The sequence below is a fragment of the Chryseobacterium sp. Marseille-Q8038 genome (assembly GCF_965111995.1).
Genome location: NZ_CBCOPN010000001.1, coordinates 2,960,892 through 2,982,608, shown reverse-complemented (window position 1 = coordinate 2,982,608; position 21,717 = coordinate 2,960,892). Strand labels below are relative to the sequence as shown.

Here is a 21,717-nt window from a genome sequence, read left to right as displayed (position 1 = left end):
ATAGCTACCTGCTTACCCTGACAAATCCCAACCCAACATAAATAATCAATAATGAGTAATAAGTAATCAGCAATGAATAATATCCAACGTATGCTATCATTACTTATTACCCATTACCCATTACTCATCATTACCAACAATATTGTCACTCCGTAGAAGTCTATACAATCCATTTAAAATTCTGTAGTTTATCCTTTGAATTTTTTAGACCTAATAAATCTGGCTAGATTCCTACGGAATGACATAATCGGAACTATTAAATCTTACGATATAAAACTGATCATTCTTAAATAGGATCCCGAAACTCATCATTCATCACTTATCATTCATCATTAATGTCCTCCTAGCCCCGATAGCAATGGTTACCCCGCAGCTTGCGTGGGAGAGTTGAAGGGGTGGAGCGTGGGAGCGTGCAGGTGCGAGGAGTATGAATGGATAGCGGGAGAAGGCTCCTGAAATTTGTTAAAGTATTTTCTCGCTATTCCATTATTATCGTGTATATAAATCTTATTAGGTATAATTCAAATCTAAGATGGAAATTTCTCATTAAATTTCACAGGATGTTGAATAAAATGGTATATTAGAAAAGCGTAATCCGAAAAGCTATAATAGAGTAGGAAATATCAAAAACTAAATAACTATGAAAAATCTGGTAAAGATTTCAAGAGAGAGTTTAAAATCACTTAAAGGAAGCGGTGGCCCAGGTTGCCCGGATGATCCGGCATTTGGAATGTGTTATCCTCCGGGATGGCCTAATGGAATTTGTTTGAGCAAATATCAATGCTGTATGAGGCTGGGCGGCCCTATAGAATTTTGTAAAGAAGAATATGGAAACTAATATTCCTATAACTTAAAGGTATAAATAAAAATACGGCTATCTCAAACAGAAATAGCCGTGTTTATTTTATAAATGTATTGTAATCAGACCTGAATTACTCCTAAGTTGAATTTCTCAGTGATGGGAGAATTGTTGGCAGCTTCAATACCCATAGAGATCCATTTTCTTGTATCCACAGGGTTAATAATAGCATCTGTCCATAATCTTGCTGCTGCATAGGTAGATTCAGTTTGTTTCTGATATTTCTTAGAAATCGTATCCAGAATCTCATTGTGCTCTTCTTCAGATATTTCCTTTCCTTGTTTTTTCAATGTTGATTCCTGGATCTGAGCAAGCACTTTTGCGGCCTGCGCACCTCCCATTACAGCCAGATCAGCCCAAGGCCATGCTACAATTAATCTAGGATCATAGGCTTTACCACACATAGCATAGTTTCCTGCTCCGTAAGAGTTTCCTGTAATGATGGTGAATTTAGGAACTACAGAATTGGAAACTGCGTTTACCATTTTAGCTCCGTCTTTAATGATTCCTCCGTGCTCTGATTTGGAACCTACCATGAATCCGGTAACATCCTGTAAGAAAATTAAAGGGATCTTTCTTTGATTGCAGTTGGCAATGAAACGTGTTGCTTTATCTGCAGAATCTGAGTAGATTACGCCTCCAAACTGCATTTCTCCTTTTCCACTTTTAACCAATTTTCTCTGGTTGGCTACAATCCCTACAGACCACCCGTCAACTCTTGCCGTTGCACAGATAATACTTTTACCGTAGTCTGGTTTGTATTCTTCATATTCAGAGTTATCCACAATACATTTGATAATTTCGTAAGTATCATATTGCTCAGCTCTGGAAACCGGCATAATTCCGAAAATGTTTTCAGGGTTTTCTTTGGGAGGGAAACTTTCTATTCTGTCAAAACCAGCTTTTTCAGTTGTCCCAAGAGATTTCATGATGTTTTTGATTCTATTCAAAGCATCTTTATCATCTTTCGCTTTATAATCTGTTACTCCTGAAATAGAGCAGTGAGTAGTAGCACCACCCAATGTTTCATTGTCAATACTTTCCCCGATAGCGGCCTTTACCAGGTAGCTCCCGGCAAGGAAAATAGAGCCTGTTTTATCTACAATCATGGCTTCATCACTCATAATGGGAAGATAAGCTCCTCCAGCCACACAGCTGCCCATAACGGCAGAAATCTGGATGATTCCCATAGAACTCATTTTGGCATTATTTCTGAAAATTCTTCCGAAATGCTCTTTATCCGGGAAAATCTCATCCTGCATAGGAAGGTAAACACCAGCTGAGTCTACCAAGTAAATGATAGGAAGTTTGTTTTCCATAGCAATTTCCTGTGCTCTCAGATTTTTCTTTCCTGTGATAGGAAACCACGCTCCGGCTTTTACAGAAGCATCATTGGCAACAATGATACATTGTCTCCCGGAAACATAACCTATCACTACTACAACTCCTCCGCTAGGACATCCTCCATGTTCTTTATACATCTCAAAGCCTGCAAATGCACCTACTTCTATAGAATCTGAATCTTTATCGAGAAGATAATCCACTCTTTCTCTTGCTGTCATTTTTCCTTCATCACGAAGCTTTTGAAGCCTCTTCTCACCGCCTCCTTTTTTGATTTCAGTGAGTAAGCGATTTATTTCAGATAATTTTAATCTGTTCTGATCTTCTCGTTTATTGAATTCGATGTCCATAAAATTTTCAATTTTTTACGCTTAAAGATACTATTTTTATGAGGAATATGAATTGGAAGTAAAACAGATGTTTAATTATTTGGTTTCTAGTAAATTGTGAATTTTTTAACTAAAAAATATTTTTAAATAATTTATATTTTTTCTAACTTTACACTAGAGTAACAGAGGTGATATTCTCTGCAAAATACTCTAAGTTCCTAGTTTATTTTTTTAATAGTTTATTATTTGAAGGCCCTGAAAGTTTAACAAATTTTCAGGGTTTTTTTATTACTGTGTGTGCAATAATTAGTAATACTTTCTATATTCTACAATATTCAGGTCCATAAGATGATTCTTGTTTTTTTTATATTTTTTAGCAGGAATAAAACCTAATTTTTCCGGAATTTTTCTGCTGGCTATATTTTCTTCATCTACAGGATATAAAATATACTTAAAAGTGAAATTCTTTTCCAGAAACTCTATGAGGGCTTTTATGATTTCAGTTCCCAGTCCTTTTCCTTGAGAACTCTTTTTTAACCATAGACCAAGCTCAACAGATTCTTTTGTTATATTATGGATACCACAACATCCTTCAAAATCACCATCAGAGTCCAGGGCAACCATTACCAGATCTGTGTTTTGTAATAAAGTTCTTTTTGATTCATTAACAAAAGTGATTATATCCTGTCTGCTACCTTGCGGGTCAAAAGGCATGTATCTGGTAACCTCATTGGTAAAATGTTCTAAGATATCATCTATGTATAAGTCTTTAACAGGCCGTAAGACCAGACGTTTTGTTTTGATTTCAATAGTTGGACTTAATATCATATTGTAATTCTGATGTTTTGATTAAATGAATAGAAAAGGGTCTGTATTAGGTGAAAAACTATTAAAAACTTTATTTATCATCTTTTTATTAATGTAAATTTATATTTTTTGTAAGATTTATAAAAGCGTATTTGTAAATTTGCACGTTAAAAATTCTAAGGAGATAGGTTATGCATAAATTGGCGCTTTTCAGGTTACACTTAATTGTATTTTTGTGGGGGTTCACCGCAATTTTAGGAAAATTGATTCATGCCAATGCACAGATTCTTGTGTTTTACAGAATGTTGTTTGCTTCTATTTTTCTTTTTGTATTTATCCGGGTTTTTAAGAAGGATAGTATAAAAGTTTCAAAAAAGATATTTTTTCAACTGGCAGCAATAGGTTTGGCTATGGCGCTCCATTGGTACTGTTTCTTTTACTCTATTAAAGTCTCGAATGTTTCCATTGCATTGAGCTGTCTTTCATTATCCACACTTTTTGCCTCCATTCTGGAACCTATTATTTTCAAAAGAAAAATTGATGTATCGGAAGTGGTGATGGGAACGGTTATCGTTGCCTGTATATTATTAATCTTTAAGACCGAGTTTCATTTCAAAGAGGGTATTATTTATGGAATTCTTTGCGCAGTATTTGGAACAATTTTTTCGGTTTTTAATGGTAAAATGTTTGGTAAAACAAGTTCAGGAAACATTATTTTTTATGAAATATTCTGTGGTTGGTTCATTTTAATGGTATTTTATTTGCTTTCGGGGCAAATTTTTCAAATGAATGAAATAAACTACCGGGATTTGGCGTTAATATGCTTGTTAGCCAGTGTTTTTACCGCTTTTCCCATGCTGGAATCGGTGAATTTAATGAAATATATATCACCCTTTACTTTAATTTTAACAGTTAATTTAGAACCTGTTTACGGAATTATACTAGCTTTTTTTATCTTTGGGGAATCAGAACATATGAGCCCTATATTTTATGTGGCTTCAGGTGTTATGATACTGGCAATCATTGTAAATGGATTAATTAAAGCCAGAAAAACTAAAAACTTAAACTAAGCATCAAATTTATATGATGAAAAAATATTTTTTACTTGCATTTTCACTGCTGTTTGGGCTTTCTCAATCTCAGATTATCAGGAAATATTCCAATGAATTTTTAAATATCGGAGCCGGAGCAAGAGGACTTGCAATGGGAGGGGCAGTAATCACCAATCAGGATGATGTATATTCTCCCATGTGGAACCCTGCAGGTTTAATGTCTATTGAAAGAGACTGGCAAGGAGCAGCAATGCACGCTGAGTACTTTGAGTCTATCGCAAAATATGATTATCTGGCATACGCAAAAGTGCTTGAAGAAGGTGTTTTTGGTGTTTCTGTGGTAAGACTTGGAGTAGATAATATTTTGAATACAACCCAAATGATCGATTCTGAAGGGAATATTGATTATGATAAAATCACAAAATTCTCTCAATCCGATTATGCAGCCATTCTTTCTTATGCATTCAGGCCTGGTGGAAACCCTAAACTGGATGTGGGAGTAAATGCAAAGATTGTCTACAGGAATGTGGGTAAATTTGCAAATGGCTATGGATTCGGTTTTGATGTGGGAGCTACTTATAAAGCTGATAACGGATGGAAGTTCGGAGGTATGATGAGAGATATTACCACTACGGTAAACTTCTGGACAATTAACCAGAAAGAACTTTCTACTGTTGTAAACGGAGAAGAGTTCAACCCTGCCCCAAAAGATAAACTGGAACTTACCATGCCTAAACTTAATGTGGGTGCCAGCAAATTATTCGAAATCAATAGCAGTGTATACGTCTTACCGGAGGCAGGTTTGAATGTGGATTTTGCAAAGACAGCATCATTGATCTCCACAGATTTTGCAAGTATCAGCCCGTATGCCGGAGCTGAACTAGGGTATCAGAAAATGATTTTTGTAAGATTAGGGATTAACAGATTCCAGTCTATTACAGATATAGAAGATCTTAAAAGAAAAGTTTCTTTCCAGCCAAGTGCAGGTCTTGGAATCAGATACAGAGGGCTTACACTGGATTATGCGATTACGAATTCCGGGATAGGCGGATCTAATTTCTATTCTAACTTCTTCTCATTGAAACTGGATATGGGAGCATTCAGAAACGATTAAAATTTAAAAAAATGAAAAAGTTATCAATGCTGATGTTGGCAGTATGTTCAACAATTGCTTTCGCACAAAAGATTTCAGATTACAAATATGTTGCAGTTCCTGAAAAATTCGAAACATTTGGGGAGGATTATGGTTTGAAAGGTTTTTTGACTAAAGCTTTGACCGGGAAAAAGTACATAGTCCTTCCTGTCATTAAAGATAACTGGCCTTCAGAAGCTAAAGGTAATTTCTGTAACGTGGTTACTGCTGATCTCCTTAATGATAAAAATCTATTTAAAAATAAAGTAATACTCCAGTTTAAGGATTGTAATAATAATATGATTCTGGAATCTAAAGGAGGGTCAAGAATTAAAGAATTTGAAGAAGGATTGCAGGATGCTTTAAGAGAGGCTTTGATGAAAGTACCGGTTTCCAATCCGGTTGCGCTATTACCAGCATCTAATAATACTGCTCAGCACACATCTCCTGAACCTGTAGCGTCTGTAGGATCTACAGTAACCCCTGAAGCCAATAATTACTCAAACGGGAAAATGGATCTTCAGAAAATACAGATTGATTCCAATCAGTTTATTTTGGCAAAGTCTGGCAGCTCTGTTCCATTTGCTGTTTTTAAAACAACTTCTAAGAATTCTGTTTTTATTGTAAAATTGGCTGATGGAAATACAACCATCGGATATTTTGAAAATGGAAATATTGTGATCGATATTCCACAGACTGACGGAAGATATTCCAAAGAAGTTTTTACAGCAAAATAATTTACATCAATAATAAAAAAATATTATCCTTAATTCATAACTTTTTAGAATTAAGGATTTATTTTAACTAATAGCTATGAAAAAAGTTTACATTTCTATATTGGCAATACTGTCAGTATTTTCGAGCGCACAAAGTGTATTTAATACCCAATTAAACGAAATTAATTTTGGAGCTTCCAGTGATCCTGATAATTTTATAAAATTCAATAATCATATTCTTTTCACAGCCACCAAGTCTACAGAGGAAGGAAGGGAACTGTGGAGCTTTGATCCGGGTACTCAAAAATCAATTCTGCTGAAGAATGTTTTTCCGGGATACAGTATTGGGATGGCGGGAGATCCGTCTTTTATGAGGCTCAATAATAAAATTTACTTTATTGCTGTACAAAGCAATAGTTCGTCCAATAATCAGCTTTGGGTTACAGACGGAACCCCAGTAGGAACATCCAAGGTAAAAGATCTGAATTTTGAGTTTTCGGTAGCTGCAAATGCTGCGGTTGGAAATAATATCTTTTTCTACCACCACAATGAACTTTGGTCTTACAATACCGTTACAGATAGCCTGCAGCTATTAAAAACATTTCAATATTCCGGTGATGTAAAAATGTATACCATGAATAATACTTTGTTCCTGGCAGCAGATGATGGCACACACGGAAAAGAGATATGGAAATCAGATGGAACCATTGCCGGAACATCTTTATTAAAGGATATTGTTCCCAATGCGGGTGGAAGTATTAATGGCGATTTTAAAGCACTGATCTTTAAAAATAAACTATACTTCGTTGTTAATCTTGGAACAGGAACAGCGGGATATGAATTATATTCAACAGATGGAACAGAAGCGGGAACAGTATCCATAAAATCTGTAGGTTATCCGCAGCTGGAAGGTGCTGCTGTTGATGATTATTTTGTTTTTACAGGATTTGATGCAGCAAATGGCTATGAACCATGGGTTTCTGACGGAACAACGGCAGGAACTTATCTGTTGAAAAATCTAATTCCTGGAGCTACAAGTTCTATGGCAATGAAGAAATTTGTAAAATATAATAACAAAATATTCTTTGAAAGTAGTGCCAACGGTGTTAACGCAGCGTATGGTAATTATATCTGGGAAACAGATGGTACAGAAGCCGGAACTGTTCTCTTCAATACGCACGCAGGAGCTTTGATTCATGGGAATAGTTCAGATAGTAATCATTTGATTCTTACGATGGCTAATTATGGAAACAGATATTGGGTAGTGAATGGAAATTCTTCACAAAGTTTTGAAATTACAGGACTTGGAATGCCAAATAATAATAGTTTTGTAGACCTGAATTCTAAAATTTATCTTACCGGAAATACCCCAAAATATGGCACTGAACTATTTTCACTAAATCCGGTGACCCATCAGACTGCGATAGCTTCGGACATCAGTAGATTTGAAAGTTCTTTGCCTCATGCATTTCAGGTACTGAATGATGATCTTATTTTCATTGCAACAGACAGACAGTATAACAGCCAGATTTATAAGAGAAATAAAATCACACAGCAGATTGAGAGAATATCCAGCTTTGGAGGAAATTCGTTTATAGGTATGGGCAGTGACTTTAATGATAATTTCATTAAAGTAGGAAACTATCTTTATACTCCCGAAGCAGCTTACAAAACAGATGGTACAGAAGCCAATACTTTGTCAATATCATCCCCCAATATTACCAGCAGGGTACCGTATACCAGCTTGAATGATAATACATTGCTTTTTGCCGGATATAATAATGTGGTAGGAACTGAACTTTGGAAGATTGATAATACTTCCAATACTGTTAGTATGGTCAAAGATATTTCCCAGGATAATATGGGAAGTCTTTATTCCGTAGATTCAAAAACTGCAATACTGAATGGTTTTGCTTATTTTGTGGCAAAAGATAATGGAAAATTGGGGATCTGGAAAACAGATGCTACTGAAGCCAATACCCAAAAGGTAGTACAGTTCTCCTATCAGGATGGTACAGATGGAGATATTAAGGTACTGAATGCTTTTAATAATAAATTATTCTTTACAAAACAACAGGAAAATACTCCTGCGAATTACAGCTCCGGGCAAAACGAACTTTGGATTTCAAACGGTGATCAGGCATCTGCTATATTACTGAAATCTTACGCTGCTCCTTATGGCTCTTCAAGTATTGCGAGAGAAACAATAATATTTAATAATAAGCTTTTTTATGTCACTGCAGGTTATCCTTCCCCAGCGCTGCATTCTACAGATGGAACAGTTGCAGGGACAGAACAGATATTAGCGGGAAACTTTTTGGGTGATGTAAAATTTAAAAAATGTGGAAATCAGTTATTTTTTACCAATAACAATAGTACACAGTTGTGGAAAACAGATGGAACGGCAAATGGCACATCTGATTTGTCCCAAAATTTTTCTTCAGTGAAAGATATGACGTGTGCCAACAATTATCTTTACTTTCTTAATGGAGATTCCCAAAAGGTATGGAAAAGTGACGGTGTTTCAACTTCTCCGATAGATATTTTCGTGACAAACGATGATAGTCAGCTGTTGGTTAATGAAAATATTCAAAAAATGGGAACAGATGGTGAAAAATTATTTCTGACCATTAATACGAAAGAACATGGAAGTGAATTGTATATAGTGACTGATTCACTGCCTGTTTATCTGGCAACCCATGAAATATCCGGCGCAGAGATTAAAAAAGAAAATGCAGATCTGCAGATTTATCCTAATCCTGTTTCAGAATATTTTTCAATAAAACTGAAAGAAAATTCTAAAATAGAAAACGTGAAAATTTTTGATGCCTCCGGAAAGCTTGTGAAGAATATTATCGATAATCATAAAAATATTAATGTAGCAGAACTTCCATCAGGAGTATATTTTGTTAAGTTAAAAACAGATAAAGGAGAATATTTGGGTAAGATTATAAAAAAATAATACATGTAAAAGGCTCTTGAAAAAGAGCCTTTTATAATATATATGTTGATGTGTTTTTCATTTTTTGAAAATTTGAACATAGTTTCCTACAAAGAGGGAGGTAACCTGAGTATTCAAATGCTAAATGAGAATGTGAAAAAGATTTACAAAAAGAGAAAAATTTTCACAGTATTATTGTTATTAGTTGATATTACTAATTTATGAAAAAAACACATATAATACTATTTGTTAGCAAAATATTTATTTTTTTAACGTTTTTTATTATTGTGTTTTCTTTGTGTTAAAGGAATTGTTGATGTTTGTCCCTAAATGAGAAAATAGGAAATGAATATAAAATATTGTAAAAATAGTAGGTTTTATTTGTGAAAATTTAACTGTCGGATTACAAATATCATCAAGGGGCATTAAAAAACTCCCAAATTACTTTAGCCTTACTTTTTCCTAAAATTTCCTCCAGAGTTTCCAGATTGGCTTCCTTGATACGTTTTACAGACTTTAGTTTAGACAGAAGCAGTTCAATAGTTTTTTCTCCCACACCGGGAATTTCTTCCAACTCAGATTTTATAGTAGAATTTTTCCTTCTTGTTCTGTGGTGTTTTACCCCGAATCGGTGAGCTTCGTCACGGACACGCTGAAGGATTTTCAACGTTTCAGATTTTTTATCAAGATATAAAGGAATAGAATCTTCAGGGAAGAAAATTTCTTCCAGTCTTTTGGCAATACCTACAATGGTAATCTTGCCATAAAGTCCTAGTAGCCTCAGGCTTTTTACAGCAGAAGACAGCTGCCCCTTTCCTCCATCAATCAGAATCAGCTGAGGAAGATCTTCACCTTCATCAAGCATCCTTTTATAACGGCGGTAGATCACTTCTTCCATAGTTGCAAAATCGTTCGGTCCTTCCACTGTTTTCGGATGGAAAATTCTGTAATCTGCCTTGCTAGGTCTTCCATCTTTGAAAACAACACAAGCTGACACAGGATTCGTTCCCTGAATGTTTGAGTTATCAAAACCTTCAATATGTCTTGGCTCTACAGGCATTCTCAGAAGTTTCTGCATCTCGGCCATGATTCTGTTGGTATGTCTTTCAGGATCTATAATCTGAACCTGTTTCAGCTTTTCCAGACGATATTCTTTAGCATTCTTTTCAGAAAGCTCTACAATTCTTTTCTTATCTCCTACTTTAGGAACAATCAATTTTACATTCGGGATTTCTACAGACAAATGGAAGGGTAAAAGGACTTCTTTAGAATCAGAAGAAAACTTCTGACGGATTTCTATTAATGCTTCTTCCAGAATATCTTCATCCGTTTCTTCAAGAATCTTTTTGATCTCAGTAGTAAAACTCTGGATAATATTTCCATTTCTGATTTTAAAGAAATTGACATAAGCAGCCGTTTCATCACTGGTCATCCCAAAAACATCCACATCATCAATATTCGGATTCACTACCGTATTTTTAGCCTGATAATCCTCAAGAATGTCCAGTCTTTCCTTAATAATCTGAGCTTGTTCAAACTGAAGATTGGAAGCCAGTTTCATCATCTGATTCACCAGATAATCTTTTGCTTTCCGGAAATCTCCTTTGATAATCCCGCGGATAGCATCTATTTTTTCATCATACTCTTCCTTACTTTCCAGATCTTCGCATGGTCCTTCACAGTTTTTAATATGATACTCCAGGCAGACCTTGTATTTTCCTTCTGCAATCTTGGCTGGAGAAAGATTCAGGTTACAGGTTCTGAGCTTGTAAATATGTTTGATTGTGTCTAATAAAATCTTTGCAGGGCGCACCTTTGCATAGGGACCGTAATATTCCGATCCGTCTTTAATGACATTTCTTGTCAGGAAAATTCTTGGAAAATCTTCATTTTTAATACAAATCCATGGATAAGTTTTATCATCCTTCAGCATGACATTATAAAACGGCTGATGCTCCTTAATCAGGTTGTTTTCCAATAAAAGCGCATCATATTCACTGTTTACAATGGTTGTTTCCAGTCGCTGGATCTTGCTGACCATTATTTTGATTCTGTATCCGGAAAGATTTTTATTGAAGTAGGAAAGAACCCTTTTTTTAAGATTTTTAGCTTTCCCAACATACAAAAGCTGTTCATTCTTATCATAATAACGATAAACGCCGGGTTCGGATGGTAAGGTTTTGAGCTGTAGTTCTAAAGAAGGATTCATATAACAAAATTAAGGAAACTTTCCCTATTTAAAAAAGAAAAACCTGCAGATGAATCTACAGGCTTTATTGTATGGTTCAAAGGATTTTATCCGTTAGTCATTGTAGTGTACTCATTCACAAGAAAACTGAAGTAATCCCATTCCACAGAGTTTTTAGGATATTTTTTCATGAAATCCTGATTATCTCCAAAAAGGAAATCATAATTATCTTCAAAATCATCTTTATGCAGCCACATTACTTTGTTGCCCTTTTTTACGTAATAAGATTTAATAACCCCGCCACCAAGCTGTGGAGAACCCATTACAGAAAAACCTGTTGTTTCTTTAGCTCTGGGATCGTGGTATACTGAAATAATATCATCAAAACCTGGATTGATAACCTGCATCAGGAATTCCTTATCATCTTTTTTATTCTTTAGAGAAACCGTCTGGTTCACAAAATAGATTCTGTCATTATTGGTGTTTTTAGTCAGCTTCTTAGTTCCGAAGTTTCTGATGTTCCCCATGTATTTGGCCACTTTTGCAATTTTTTCAGCATTGCTTGGATATACATACATCTCGTTGATCTGATCAGCATTGAATGTAGCATTCTTCTTGGTAACACTGTCTTTGATAGCTACTTCGTAAATCTGTCCTTTTTTGGTTTCGATCTTGTTACAGAATCCTTTGTAGGTAGTTCCGTCTTTCAGGAGAATCGTAGAAGTTTTCTTAGGAGATGGACTATTAAAACCTTCATTAAAAAGATAAGTTTCCATTTTTTTGATATCCTCTTTAGAATATTTTACTTTCTGGGCGAAAGCAGTTGTGCTTGCTACACATACGGCAAGGAATAGAGTTTTCAGTCTCATGTTATTGTTTTTAATTTTCGGGGCTAAAAATAGTAAATTAATTCGCTTGTTTTATAAAAATATAGAAGATTAAAATTTAGCTTTTCCAATTATTGTTAAATGCGTAATTTTAAAGAAATTTTTTTAGAAATGATATACGGAGTAGATGTTTTTACTTTCCATGATGTTCTGGAAATATGTAAAAAACCTAATAAAGCCAAGCTGAACAAAGCAGCAAAAGAACAAATTTTAAAATCTCAGAAAAACGTACAGAAAATAGTAGAGTCAGACAGATGTGTATATGGAATCAATACAGGATTCGGACCATTATGTGATACTAAAATTTCAGCTGACGAAACCGCCCAGTTACAATATAACCTGATTATTTCCCATGCGGTGGGAGTAGGAAAGCCTATTGATAAAGAACTTTCCAAGATCATGATGATTGCTAAAGTACATGCCCTTTCGAAAGGATTTTCAGGAGTTTCCCTGGAAGTTATTGAAAGAATGATCCTGATGCTTGAAAAAGATATCATCCCGGTGGTTCCTGAACAGGGATCTGTAGGAGCTTCAGGAGATCTTGCTCCGTTAGCACATCTGGTATTACCTTTATTGGGGTTAGGACAGGTTTGGGAAGGAGATCGGGTTTCCGAAACAATGGAAGTGCTGAAAAAACATGACCTTGAACCACTAGCATTAGGCCCAAAAGAAGGGTTGGGATTAATCAACGGTACACAGTTTATCCTTGCTCATGCAATCAAAGGACTTGAAAAATTTGAATATTTACTAGACCTTGCTGATATGACAGCTGCTATGAGTATTGAGGCTTACAGAGGTTCAGAAAGCCCTTTTAAAAAAGAACTTCATGAGATCAGACCTTTTGAAGGCAGTAAAAAAGTGGCGGCAAGAATGGTTAAATTCCTGAAAGGATCACAAAATATGAAAGCTCACGAAGATTGCGAGAGAGTTCAGGATCCTTACTCTATGAGATGTGTGCCACAGGTTCACGGAGCCAGCAGAAATGCTTTTGAGCACCTTAGAGGGATGGCAGAAACAGAATTGAATTCTGTAACAGATAATCCGATTGTATTAAGTGCCGAAGAATCTATTTCGGGTGGAAACTTCCACGGACAGCTGATGGCATTGCCTTTAGATTATGCTACATTAGCCGCAGCAGAATTAGGGAATATTTCAGACAGAAGAAGCTATTTATTGTTAGAAGGAAAATACGGTCTTCCAAGATTATTGACCGAAAGCTCAGGATTAAATTCCGGATTTATGATTCCTCAGTATACTTCTGCAGCTTTGGTTACAGAAAATAAAACATTATGTTTCCCTGCATCAGCAGACTCCATTCCTACAAGTTTAGGGCAGGAGGATCATGTTTCTATGGGAAGTATTTCAGGAAGAAAATTCAATCAGGTTCTTGGAAATCTTGTGAACATTCTGTCTGTTGAGCTGATGTTTGCCGCTCAGGGACTTGAATTCAGAAGACCCGCGAAATGCTCTAAAGTAATTGAAGAAAACTTTACGATTCTTCGTTCTAAAGTTGCTAAACTTGAAGATGACCGACTGATCGGTAAAGATATGCTGGCCATTGCAGAGTTGATCAATGAGAGAAAGTTTATTGTTGATGTAAAATAAGAAATGAGAAAGGGGATTATTTTATGTTTCTTTTTGCTAGGGATAAATGCTTTTTCTCAGTCAAATGAAGCAAAATTGAAAGAACTGATCACTTTAACAAGATCAGATAAGATGTTGTCTATAGCTTTTCAACAATTTATGGATCATTATAACAATAGGTATAAAGATTTACCGGATAGTTTTTGGGATGAGTTTAAAAAAGACATGTCTCTAGAGAAAATTTTTGCGTTGTACATTCCGGTCTATAAAAAGTATTTTACAGATTCGGACGTTGATGAGCTCATTAAATTTTATAAAACTCCGGCAGGTCAGAAAATGATCGAAAATATGCCCAGCTTAATGAATGATTCAATGAAAATTGGAACTGATTATGCACAAGCATTAGATAAAAGGGTTAATGAAAAATTGAATAAATATTATCACTTTCAAGATCCACCTCCACCAGCTCCATAAAAATAAAGGCTTCCGAAAGGGAGCTTTTTGTTTTCCCAAATCTTTTAATTATTAAATTTTTTAATCTTTTAATCAAACAAAATGCACATCCTCAGAACAGATTCCACCAACATAGATTTTCAAAAATTAGTAAAATCCCTAGATGCTGTTTTAGCTAAACATAATGGTGAAAACGATGGCTTCTTTGCTCAGTTCAATACAATTGATACCATTAAAAACTGCGTAGTAGTTTACATAGATGGTATTCCTGCGGCTTGCGGTGCATTCAAACCATTTTCAGAAGATACGGTAGAAATAAAAAGAATGTTTACCCATCCGGAATTCAGAAAAAAAGGATTGGGCTCAGCAATTGTAAAAGAACTCGAAAGCTGGGCATCCGAATTGAACTTTAAAAAAGCAGTATTGGAGACTTCTCAAGACCTTAAAAGTGCAATCTCTGTGTACGAAAAAAGTGGTTTTTACAGAATACCCAACTATGGGCAATACGTTGGAATAGAGCAAAGTGTCTGCTACGAGAAAGGATGGTAATTTAATATTCATGTAATGGTAAATTCATTTTTTTTTCAGTTCTTAATTCCCGTTAAAGTGTTATATTGTGGATCCAACCAAAATTATAACATATGAAAAAAACTGTATTCCTATTGGCAATATTTTTTGCTCTGAACTCGTGTTCCAGAGAAGAACTTCAGAACGAAAATGTAAAAACAGAAATGGCTCAGAAAGATCCGTTGACCGCAAAACAGATCAACGAAAGGATCAACCAGGCTATTAAAACGGATGGTACTTTCAATTGGAAGAATGAATCCGATCATTTCGTGTGGAGTGCTATTTTCCGCGGAAATAAAATGGTATCTATTGGTTTTGGAGCTTCTAAAGATGATTTCGACAGAAGTAAATCTCCAAACAGCAGCGATATGGAAAAAGAAGTTCTTTCTGTTATCAAAAAATATGAAGGAAAAGACGAAAGAAATTTCCTTCTTCTTTCAGATCAATATCTTAATCAGATGGATGTGGTGATTGAAAATGAAGAAACTATTACTGCTCTTCGACAAATGAAGAACATCCGATATGTAGAACCGGCAGACTATCATTATTTTGAGTTTGAAGCTCAATATAATGCTGCTGCAAAATCTTCAGGAAGTGGCTCATCAGGATGTGGATTTTCATCATCTACATTAAGTACAGCAGACTATACTTCAACCACTCCAAGTGCAAAAATTCCATGGGCTTTCACCAAACACAGTATTCCTGATGCATGGAACTACAGTACGGGAGCAGGCGTTACCATCGGGCTTATTGACACCGGAGTTTCCCCAGAGCAGACATTGTTAGGAGGTAGTTTTAATAATGGTGCTTCTTCAGGAAGAACAATCAGTAAACTTGGAGTGTATAATTCAGACGGATCAGGAGACCAGTGTGGGCACGGAACAAAAATGGCATCCGTAATGGCTGCTCCGAGAAATAATGCAGGGTTACCAGTGGGAGTTGCTTATAATGCCAATCTGATCGCCTACAGAGCAGCAGAAAATGTTGTTCTGGAAACTTCCAGTGAGCAGACCGCTGTAAAAACGGCTTTCACAGAATTGGGTAACAATACCAGTGTAAAAATCATTTCAATGTCAATGGGACATATTTTCTCTGTCGGGAAAATTGAAGATGGTGTTAAATATGCTTATTCTAAAGGAAAACTAATCTTCTGTGCTGGGGGAACTTCTACCAGCTTTACTAGTTTTGTTGGGGTGATTTTCCCTGCATCAATGTCGGAAACCCAGGCGATAACTGGAGTGAAAGAGAATACTTCCAATCAGAAATGTGATGTTTGCCACTCCGGAAGTCAGATCGACTTTACTTTCCAGATGGAGAGATCTTCAGGAAATACTGTTCCTGTATTGAGTTACTACAATGGACAGGCTGATTATGTGGGTGGTTCTTCAGTAGCAACAGCAGCTACAGCAGGAATCGCAGCATTAGTGTGGGCTAAAAATCCATCATGGACGAGAGATCAGGTGCTTAATAAAATGAGACAGGCTGCTACCTATTATCCAAATGTTAATTCAAGCTATGGCTACGGAAATATCAATGTGTTAAAAGCAGTACAGTAAATAATACTATCATTATACAAGAAAAGGAAATATCTCGGCTGAGGTATTTCCTTTTTTATTTTTAATATCCGGTTATCATTATCCAATCCTTACACTTGTCATACTCAATGAACCTCCAATAAGTTCATCATTGAATAAGGCAAGTTCTTCAGACTGATCCTTCAGACCTAAAGTATACAATAAAGGAAGATAATGATCAGGGGTAGGAACAGCATACTGTAAGAAAATTCCCTGTTTCTGATAATCAATGATATTCTGAAAATTACCATCAAGAAGCCAGTTGTTGGTTTTTTCTCTGGCTTCTACTGCCCAGTCCCAGCCAGCTCCTACTGTGTTTATATTTTTCCAGTCGATAAGACGGAGATTATGAACAATATTTCCGCTTCCTATAATCAGAATACCTTTTTCACGAAGCTTATTCAGTCTTTTGGCCAGATCATAATGATACTGCGGAGGTTTTGTATGGTCAATACTCAGTTGAATCACAGGAATATCTGCATCAGGATACATATGCTTAATGACTGACCATGCCCCATGATCCAGCCCCCAGCTATGATCCTCTTCTACATCAATAGGAAGAAGGATTTCAGCCGTTTCTCTTGCTAATTCCGGACTTCCCGGAGCAGGATACTGCACATCAAAAAGAGCTTTTGGAAACCCATAAAAATCATGGATGGTTTTCGGCATATCCATAGCGGTTACAAAAGTTCCGTCTGTATACCAATGGGCAGAAATACAAAGAATTGCATTAGGCTTAGGAATTTCTGAGGCTGCTTTTCGAAAACCCTGCACAAATTGATTCTCTTCAATGGCATTCATCGGTGAACCATGTCCAAGAAATAAAACAGGCATTCTCTGTGTGCGTTTAAAACCGTCGCTTATGTTTTGAAGATCGTTCAGGTTCATAATATTGAAGATTATAAAAATAAAAAAGGTTCAAGGCTTTAGAAAAATCCCTGAACCTTTTACAATATATGTTATTTACTATGCTTGCTTTACAAACTGTAATTCACCAGCTACTTTTACATCATCACTTACCATTACACCTCCTGCTTCAAGAGCTGCATTCCAGTTTAATCCAAAATCTTTTCTGCTGATTTTCCCTTCAAAAGAGAAACCTGCTTTTGTATTTCCCCATGGGTCTACATTGATTCCTCCGAAGTCTACATCAAGAGTTACAGGTTTTGTAATTCCATTGATGGTAAGATTTCCAATGATAGAATTGTTTAATGCCTGAGATTCAAAAGTGATTGTAGGATGTACTTCAGCATTGAAGAACTCCGCAGACTTTAAGTGGTTGTCTCTGTCTGTATTGTTTGTGAATACAGAATCCGTTTGGATGGTAGCTGTAGTTTTTGCATTTGCAAAGAATTCATCTTCAGACTCAATTTCTGCAGTGAAAGTTCTGAAGCTTCCTTTTACGTTAGAGATCATCATGTGTTTTACTTTGAAAGTAATTTCACTATGCGTAGGGTCTAAAATCCATTTTGTTGCCATTGTATTTTGTATTTTTTGTTTGTTATTAATGATGCAAATTTAGGACAGAGTACCTATACAAGTCATTGATATAGGATAAGAAATGAGATTTTTTTTGTCAATCGTCAATTTTGCTTGGCAAGTGAATGGTGAATCTATTCCAACATCAAATTGACAAGCGCAGCGGATTGACAGTTCACCATTGACCTATTCTATTCCCTTTAAATTCTACCATTAAGTTAAGAAATAATTTCTTATGAGTGCATAAATTCCATTTTATGAATGTTTTAATTTAACATTTCTTAACGGTTGGTTTTTATTTCTTATTTTTGGAGGATTCAATTTTATACAATGAAATTACATAAGTTTTCTTTATTAATGCTGGTTTTAGGCAGTTCAGCATTTGCCCAGACCCAGAAGTTTACCATGGCTGAGGCTGTAAATGGGATGAGAACCAACCTTGCTGTGAAAAATATTTCTCAATTTTCATGGGCCGCGGACGGAAAATCTTACATCCAGGCCGTAAAAGGTGGTTATCTGATTACGGATTTGAAAACCAACAAACAGGATACTCTGATCTCGCTGAGCCAACTGAACAGGAATCTTTCCAATGATAAGCTGAAGGCTGTTCCGGCAATCAAATTTACAGGAAATACCAATGGTTATTTTACGACAGGTGGCAAAATGTCATGGATTGAAAAATCTGGAAACGATTGGAAAGTAAAAAGTACAGCTGTAATTGATCAGGATGCAGCCAACGTAAAGATGTTTGGTGATGGTCAGACTTTTGCTTTCACAGCAAAGAATAATTTATTTGTAAACAGGAATGGAAAAACGATTGCTGTAACCAATGAAACCAATGAAAATATCATCAGTGGACAGGCCGTTCACAGAAATGAATTCGGAATTGATACCGGAATTTTCCCTGCGCCAAATTCTGAGAGTGTAGCATTCTATAAAATGGATCAGAGCATGGTAGCAGATTACCCGATCATCGATTGGTCTGTAACTCCAGCCGTTAACCATAATATTAAATATCCAATGGCTGGTAAGACTTCTCACCAGGTGACTTTAGGTGTTTTCAATATTAAAACCCAATCCACAACTTTCCTGAAAGTTGAAGGGGAAAAAGATCAGTATCTGACAGCAATTACATGGAGTCCAGATTCAAAATACATTTTTGTAGGCGTTTTGAACAGAGGTCAGAATCATATGAAAATGAATCAGTATGACGCTGCAACAGGAGAATTGGTGAAAACTTTATTCGAAGAAACAGACAGTAAATATGTTGAACCACAACATCCGCTTACTTTCTTCCCGAATTCCAATACAGACTTTATCTGGCAGAGTCAGAGAACAGGATACAATCACCTGTTTCATTACAGTCTTGAAAAAGGTTTGGTATCACAGATCACAAAAGGTGACTGGCTGGTAACGGATATTTTAGGATTCAATGAAAAGAAAAAGGAAATCTATTTTACTTCTACAAAAGAAACTCCTTTAGAAAGACATTTGTATAGAATCAACTGGACGAACTTCAAAATGCAAAAACTGGACAATGCAGAAGGTATGCATATTGGAACACTGAGCAGTGACGGAAATTATCTGTATGATGCTTACAGCAACTCGAATTCACCAAGAATTGCCAATATTATTAATACGGCTAATTTAAAGACTACTAATATCCTTACTTCTGAAAATCCATTAAAGAATTATCAGAGACCGGAAATTAAAAATGTAACATTAAAAGCAGATGACGGAACTCCTTTGTATGGAAAAATCATTCTTCCAACAAATTTTGATCCGAATAAAAAATATCCCACCATTGTTTATCTGTACAACGGACCGCACTTACAGCTGATCACAAACAGCTTTCCGGCTTCAGGAAACCTTTGGTATGAATACATGGCTCAAAATGGATACATTATTTTCACTATGGACGGAAGAGGTTCTTCTAACCGTGGATTGAAGTTTGAGCAGGCGGTATTCAGAAATCTTGGAACTACAGAAATGAATGACCAGATGAAAGGAGTAGAGTATTTAAAGTCTCTTTCTTATGTAGATGGTGACAAAATGGGAATCCATGGATGGAGCTTTGGAGGATTTATGACGACAAGTTTTATGCTTCGTAAGCCGGATGTATTCAAAGTAGGGGTAGCAGGCGGACCTGTAATCGACTGGAGTATGTATGAAATTATGTACGGAGAAAGATATATGGATACTCCACAGGAAAATCCACAAGGGTATGCTGCAGCCAATCTTTTGGATAAAGTACAGAACCTGAAAGGAAAATTACTGATGATTCATGGAGCACAGGATGATGTAGTAGTATGGCAGCATTCTATAAAATTCATCAAGTCGGCTGTTGATAATGGAGTTCAGTTAGATTACTTTACATATCCGGGACATCCGCATAATGTGATCGGGAAAGACAGGGTTCACCTGATGCAGAAGATTACAGATTATTTTGATTTGTATCTGAAGAAATAATAAAAAAATCCAGCCGGAACGGCTGGATTTTTTTCATAAATAGAGTTGTTGGAAAGCGCAAGGGCGCAAAGAATTTTATGATTATGCTGCTGTAAGGCGCAAGAAAATCAAAGATTTTCAGCAAGGATTAATTCTTATAGTATTAGGGTTATGAAATTTTATCGCAGATAAAATCCTTGCGCCTTTGCGTTTTCCAACTTGAAACATCAGTACCTCGATCTTAACAAACATCAATGTTTTTGATTTTTCAGAGTGGTAATTTTGTATCACTAAAATCAACAATATGGAATTAGGAATAGGAATGTTTGGTGATCTGGCTTTTGACCAATCCACCGGAAAATATAGAGATGCAGGAATTAAGATTCGTGAAATATTAGATCAGGTAAAACTCATGGATGAGGTAGGGCTTGATGTGTTTGCAATGGGAGAACATCACCGTCCGGATTATGCTGTTTCCTCTCCGGAAATAGTATTGGCAGCGGCAGCAAGTATTACCAAAAATATAAAACTGGCCAGTGGCGTTACTGTTTTGAGTTCTTCGGAGCCGGTAAAAGTATATGAGGATTTTTCAACACTGGATTTGATTTCAGATGGAAGAGCAGAGATCTTTGTGGGACGTGGAAGTTTCATTGAATCATTTCCGTTGTACGGATACTCATTGAATGATTATGAGCAGCTATTTGACGAAAAATTAGAATTATTACTGAAAATCAATGCTGAGGAAAACGTAAGCTGGTCAGGGAAACTTCGTGCTCCAATGCAAAACCAAACTGTATATCCACGAGCAAAAAATGATGGAAAACTTTCAATCTGGAGAGCTGTAGGAGGAACTCTGCAATCTGTTTTAAGTGCAGCACAATTGGGAATGCCTTTGGTGGTAGCTATTATTGGAGGAATGCCAATACAGTTTAGAAATCTGATCGAATTCTATAAACAGGAATACCAAAAAGCGGGACATGATGTTTCGAAAATGCAGATCGCAATCCACTCCCATACTTTTGTGAGTGATGATCAAAAAGCAGTAGATGGGTATTTCCATAATTATAAATCCCAGATGGACAGGATTGGGGCTTCCAGAGGTTGGGCTCCTTACACAAAAGCGCAGTATGACGGAGGAAGAAGCAAAGATGGAGCCTTATTTATCGGAAGCCCGGCAGAGGTGGCAGATAAAATTGCTTATATGAAGGAAATTTTCGGAATTACAAGATTTATCGGACACATGGATGTGGGAGATCCTGCTCATGAGGTGATGATGAAATCTATTGAATTGTTTGGGAATGAAGTGAAGCCTGTTATAAAAGAGCTGTAAAATAGAAGTTTATGAGGTGCAAAAGCCACA

General features: G+C 36.1%; 17 protein-coding genes. 11 read left to right on the top strand and 6 right to left on the bottom strand.

The window, feature by feature from the left end; translation table 11 throughout:
* Positions 1-640: 640 nt before the first annotated feature.
* A complete protein-coding gene (locus ACWPWS_RS13920; RefSeq protein ID WP_149835059.1) occupies positions 641-838 on the top strand; it encodes a hypothetical protein in 198 nt (65 codons plus the stop codon).
* A gap of 83 nt (positions 839-921) precedes the next feature.
* Here the strand turns inward: ACWPWS_RS13920 and ACWPWS_RS13915 are convergent, their stop codons facing one another.
* Both ACWPWS_RS13915 and ACWPWS_RS13910 read right to left on the bottom strand, forming a co-directional pair.
* Positions 922-2,550 (bottom strand): acyl-CoA carboxylase subunit beta, encoded by a 1,629-nt coding sequence (locus tag ACWPWS_RS13915; protein WP_209786028.1) that lies wholly within the window; start codon positions 2,548-2,550, stop codon positions 922-924.
* Positions 2,551-2,835: 285 nt separating this feature from the next.
* Entirely contained in the window at positions 2,836-3,357 is a 522-nt protein-coding gene (locus tag ACWPWS_RS13910) for a GNAT family N-acetyltransferase (protein ID WP_454046876.1), read from the bottom strand.
* 170 nt (positions 3,358-3,527) lie between these two features.
* On the opposite strand from ACWPWS_RS13910, the gene ACWPWS_RS13905 reads away from it, so the two are divergent.
* The 4 genes from ACWPWS_RS13905 (at position 3,528) to ACWPWS_RS13890 (ending at position 9,198) form a co-directional block, all read left to right on the top strand.
* Positions 3,528-4,406 (top strand): DMT family transporter, encoded by an 879-nt coding sequence (locus ACWPWS_RS13905; protein ID WP_209786026.1) that lies wholly within the window; start codon positions 3,528-3,530, stop codon positions 4,404-4,406.
* A 13-nt stretch (positions 4,407-4,419) separates the two neighbouring features.
* On the top strand, positions 4,420-5,502 hold the full coding sequence (locus ACWPWS_RS13900; RefSeq protein ID WP_454046875.1) for a putative type IX sorting system protein PorV2: 1,083 nt from the start codon (positions 4,420-4,422) through the stop codon (positions 5,500-5,502).
* Positions 5,503-5,513: 11 nt separating this feature from the next.
* The gene (locus ACWPWS_RS13895) at positions 5,514-6,257 is read left to right on the top strand and encodes a hypothetical protein (protein WP_454046874.1); all 744 of its coding nucleotides are present in this window, start codon (positions 5,514-5,516) and stop codon (positions 6,255-6,257) included.
* Between the two features lie 76 nt (positions 6,258-6,333).
* Positions 6,334-9,198, top strand: a complete 2,865-nt coding sequence (locus ACWPWS_RS13890; RefSeq protein WP_454046873.1) for a T9SS type A sorting domain-containing protein — start codon at positions 6,334-6,336, stop codon at positions 9,196-9,198.
* 394 nt (positions 9,199-9,592) lie between these two features.
* Here ACWPWS_RS13890 and uvrC read toward each other — a convergent pair whose 3' ends face one another.
* Together uvrC and ACWPWS_RS13880 are read right to left on the bottom strand one after the other, a co-directional pair.
* Positions 9,593-11,386, bottom strand: coding sequence for an excinuclease ABC subunit UvrC (gene uvrC, locus ACWPWS_RS13885; protein WP_209786022.1), 1,794 nt, complete (start codon positions 11,384-11,386; stop codon positions 9,593-9,595).
* Positions 11,387-11,472: 86 nt separating this feature from the next.
* Positions 11,473-12,234 carry a hypothetical protein gene (locus ACWPWS_RS13880; RefSeq protein ID WP_105684396.1) on the bottom strand — a complete coding sequence of 254 codons (762 nt, stop codon included), beginning with the start codon at positions 12,232-12,234 and terminating at the stop codon, positions 11,473-11,475.
* Between the two features lie 129 nt (positions 12,235-12,363).
* Between ACWPWS_RS13880 and hutH the strand changes: the two genes are divergently transcribed.
* The 4 genes from hutH (at position 12,364) to ACWPWS_RS13860 (ending at position 16,412) form a co-directional block, all read left to right on the top strand.
* A complete protein-coding gene (hutH, locus tag ACWPWS_RS13875; RefSeq protein WP_454046872.1) occupies positions 12,364-13,857 on the top strand; it encodes a histidine ammonia-lyase in 1,494 nt (497 codons plus the stop codon).
* 3 nt (positions 13,858-13,860) lie between these two features.
* The gene (locus tag ACWPWS_RS13870; protein ID WP_454046871.1) at positions 13,861-14,310 is read left to right on the top strand and encodes a DUF2059 domain-containing protein; all 450 of its coding nucleotides are present in this window, start codon (positions 13,861-13,863) and stop codon (positions 14,308-14,310) included.
* Positions 14,311-14,391: 81 nt separating this feature from the next.
* Entirely contained in the window at positions 14,392-14,838 is a 447-nt protein-coding gene (locus ACWPWS_RS13865) for a GNAT family N-acetyltransferase (RefSeq protein ID WP_454046870.1), read from the top strand.
* Between the two features lie 92 nt (positions 14,839-14,930).
* Positions 14,931-16,412: a S8 family peptidase gene (locus ACWPWS_RS13860; RefSeq protein WP_454046869.1), complete on the top strand. Its 1,482-nt coding sequence runs from the start codon at positions 14,931-14,933 to the stop codon at positions 16,410-16,412.
* Between the two features lie 78 nt (positions 16,413-16,490).
* Here the strand turns inward: ACWPWS_RS13860 and ygiD are convergent, their stop codons facing one another.
* A complete protein-coding gene (gene ygiD / locus ACWPWS_RS13855; RefSeq protein WP_454046868.1) occupies positions 16,491-17,318 on the bottom strand; it encodes a 4,5-DOPA-extradiol-dioxygenase in 828 nt (275 codons plus the stop codon).
* 78 nt (positions 17,319-17,396) lie between these two features.
* Positions 17,397-17,909 (bottom strand): YceI family protein, encoded by a 513-nt coding sequence (locus ACWPWS_RS13850; protein ID WP_454046867.1) that lies wholly within the window; start codon positions 17,907-17,909, stop codon positions 17,397-17,399.
* Between the two features lie 330 nt (positions 17,910-18,239).
* Between ACWPWS_RS13850 and ACWPWS_RS13845 the strand changes: the two genes are divergently transcribed.
* Complete coding sequence (locus ACWPWS_RS13845; protein ID WP_454046866.1) at positions 18,240-20,378, top strand: DPP IV N-terminal domain-containing protein; 2,139 nt, start codon at positions 18,240-18,242, stop codon at positions 20,376-20,378.
* A gap of 283 nt (positions 20,379-20,661) precedes the next feature.
* Complete coding sequence (locus ACWPWS_RS13840) at positions 20,662-21,687, top strand: LLM class flavin-dependent oxidoreductase (protein WP_454046865.1); 1,026 nt, start codon at positions 20,662-20,664, stop codon at positions 21,685-21,687.
* Positions 21,688-21,717 lie beyond the last annotated feature (30 nt).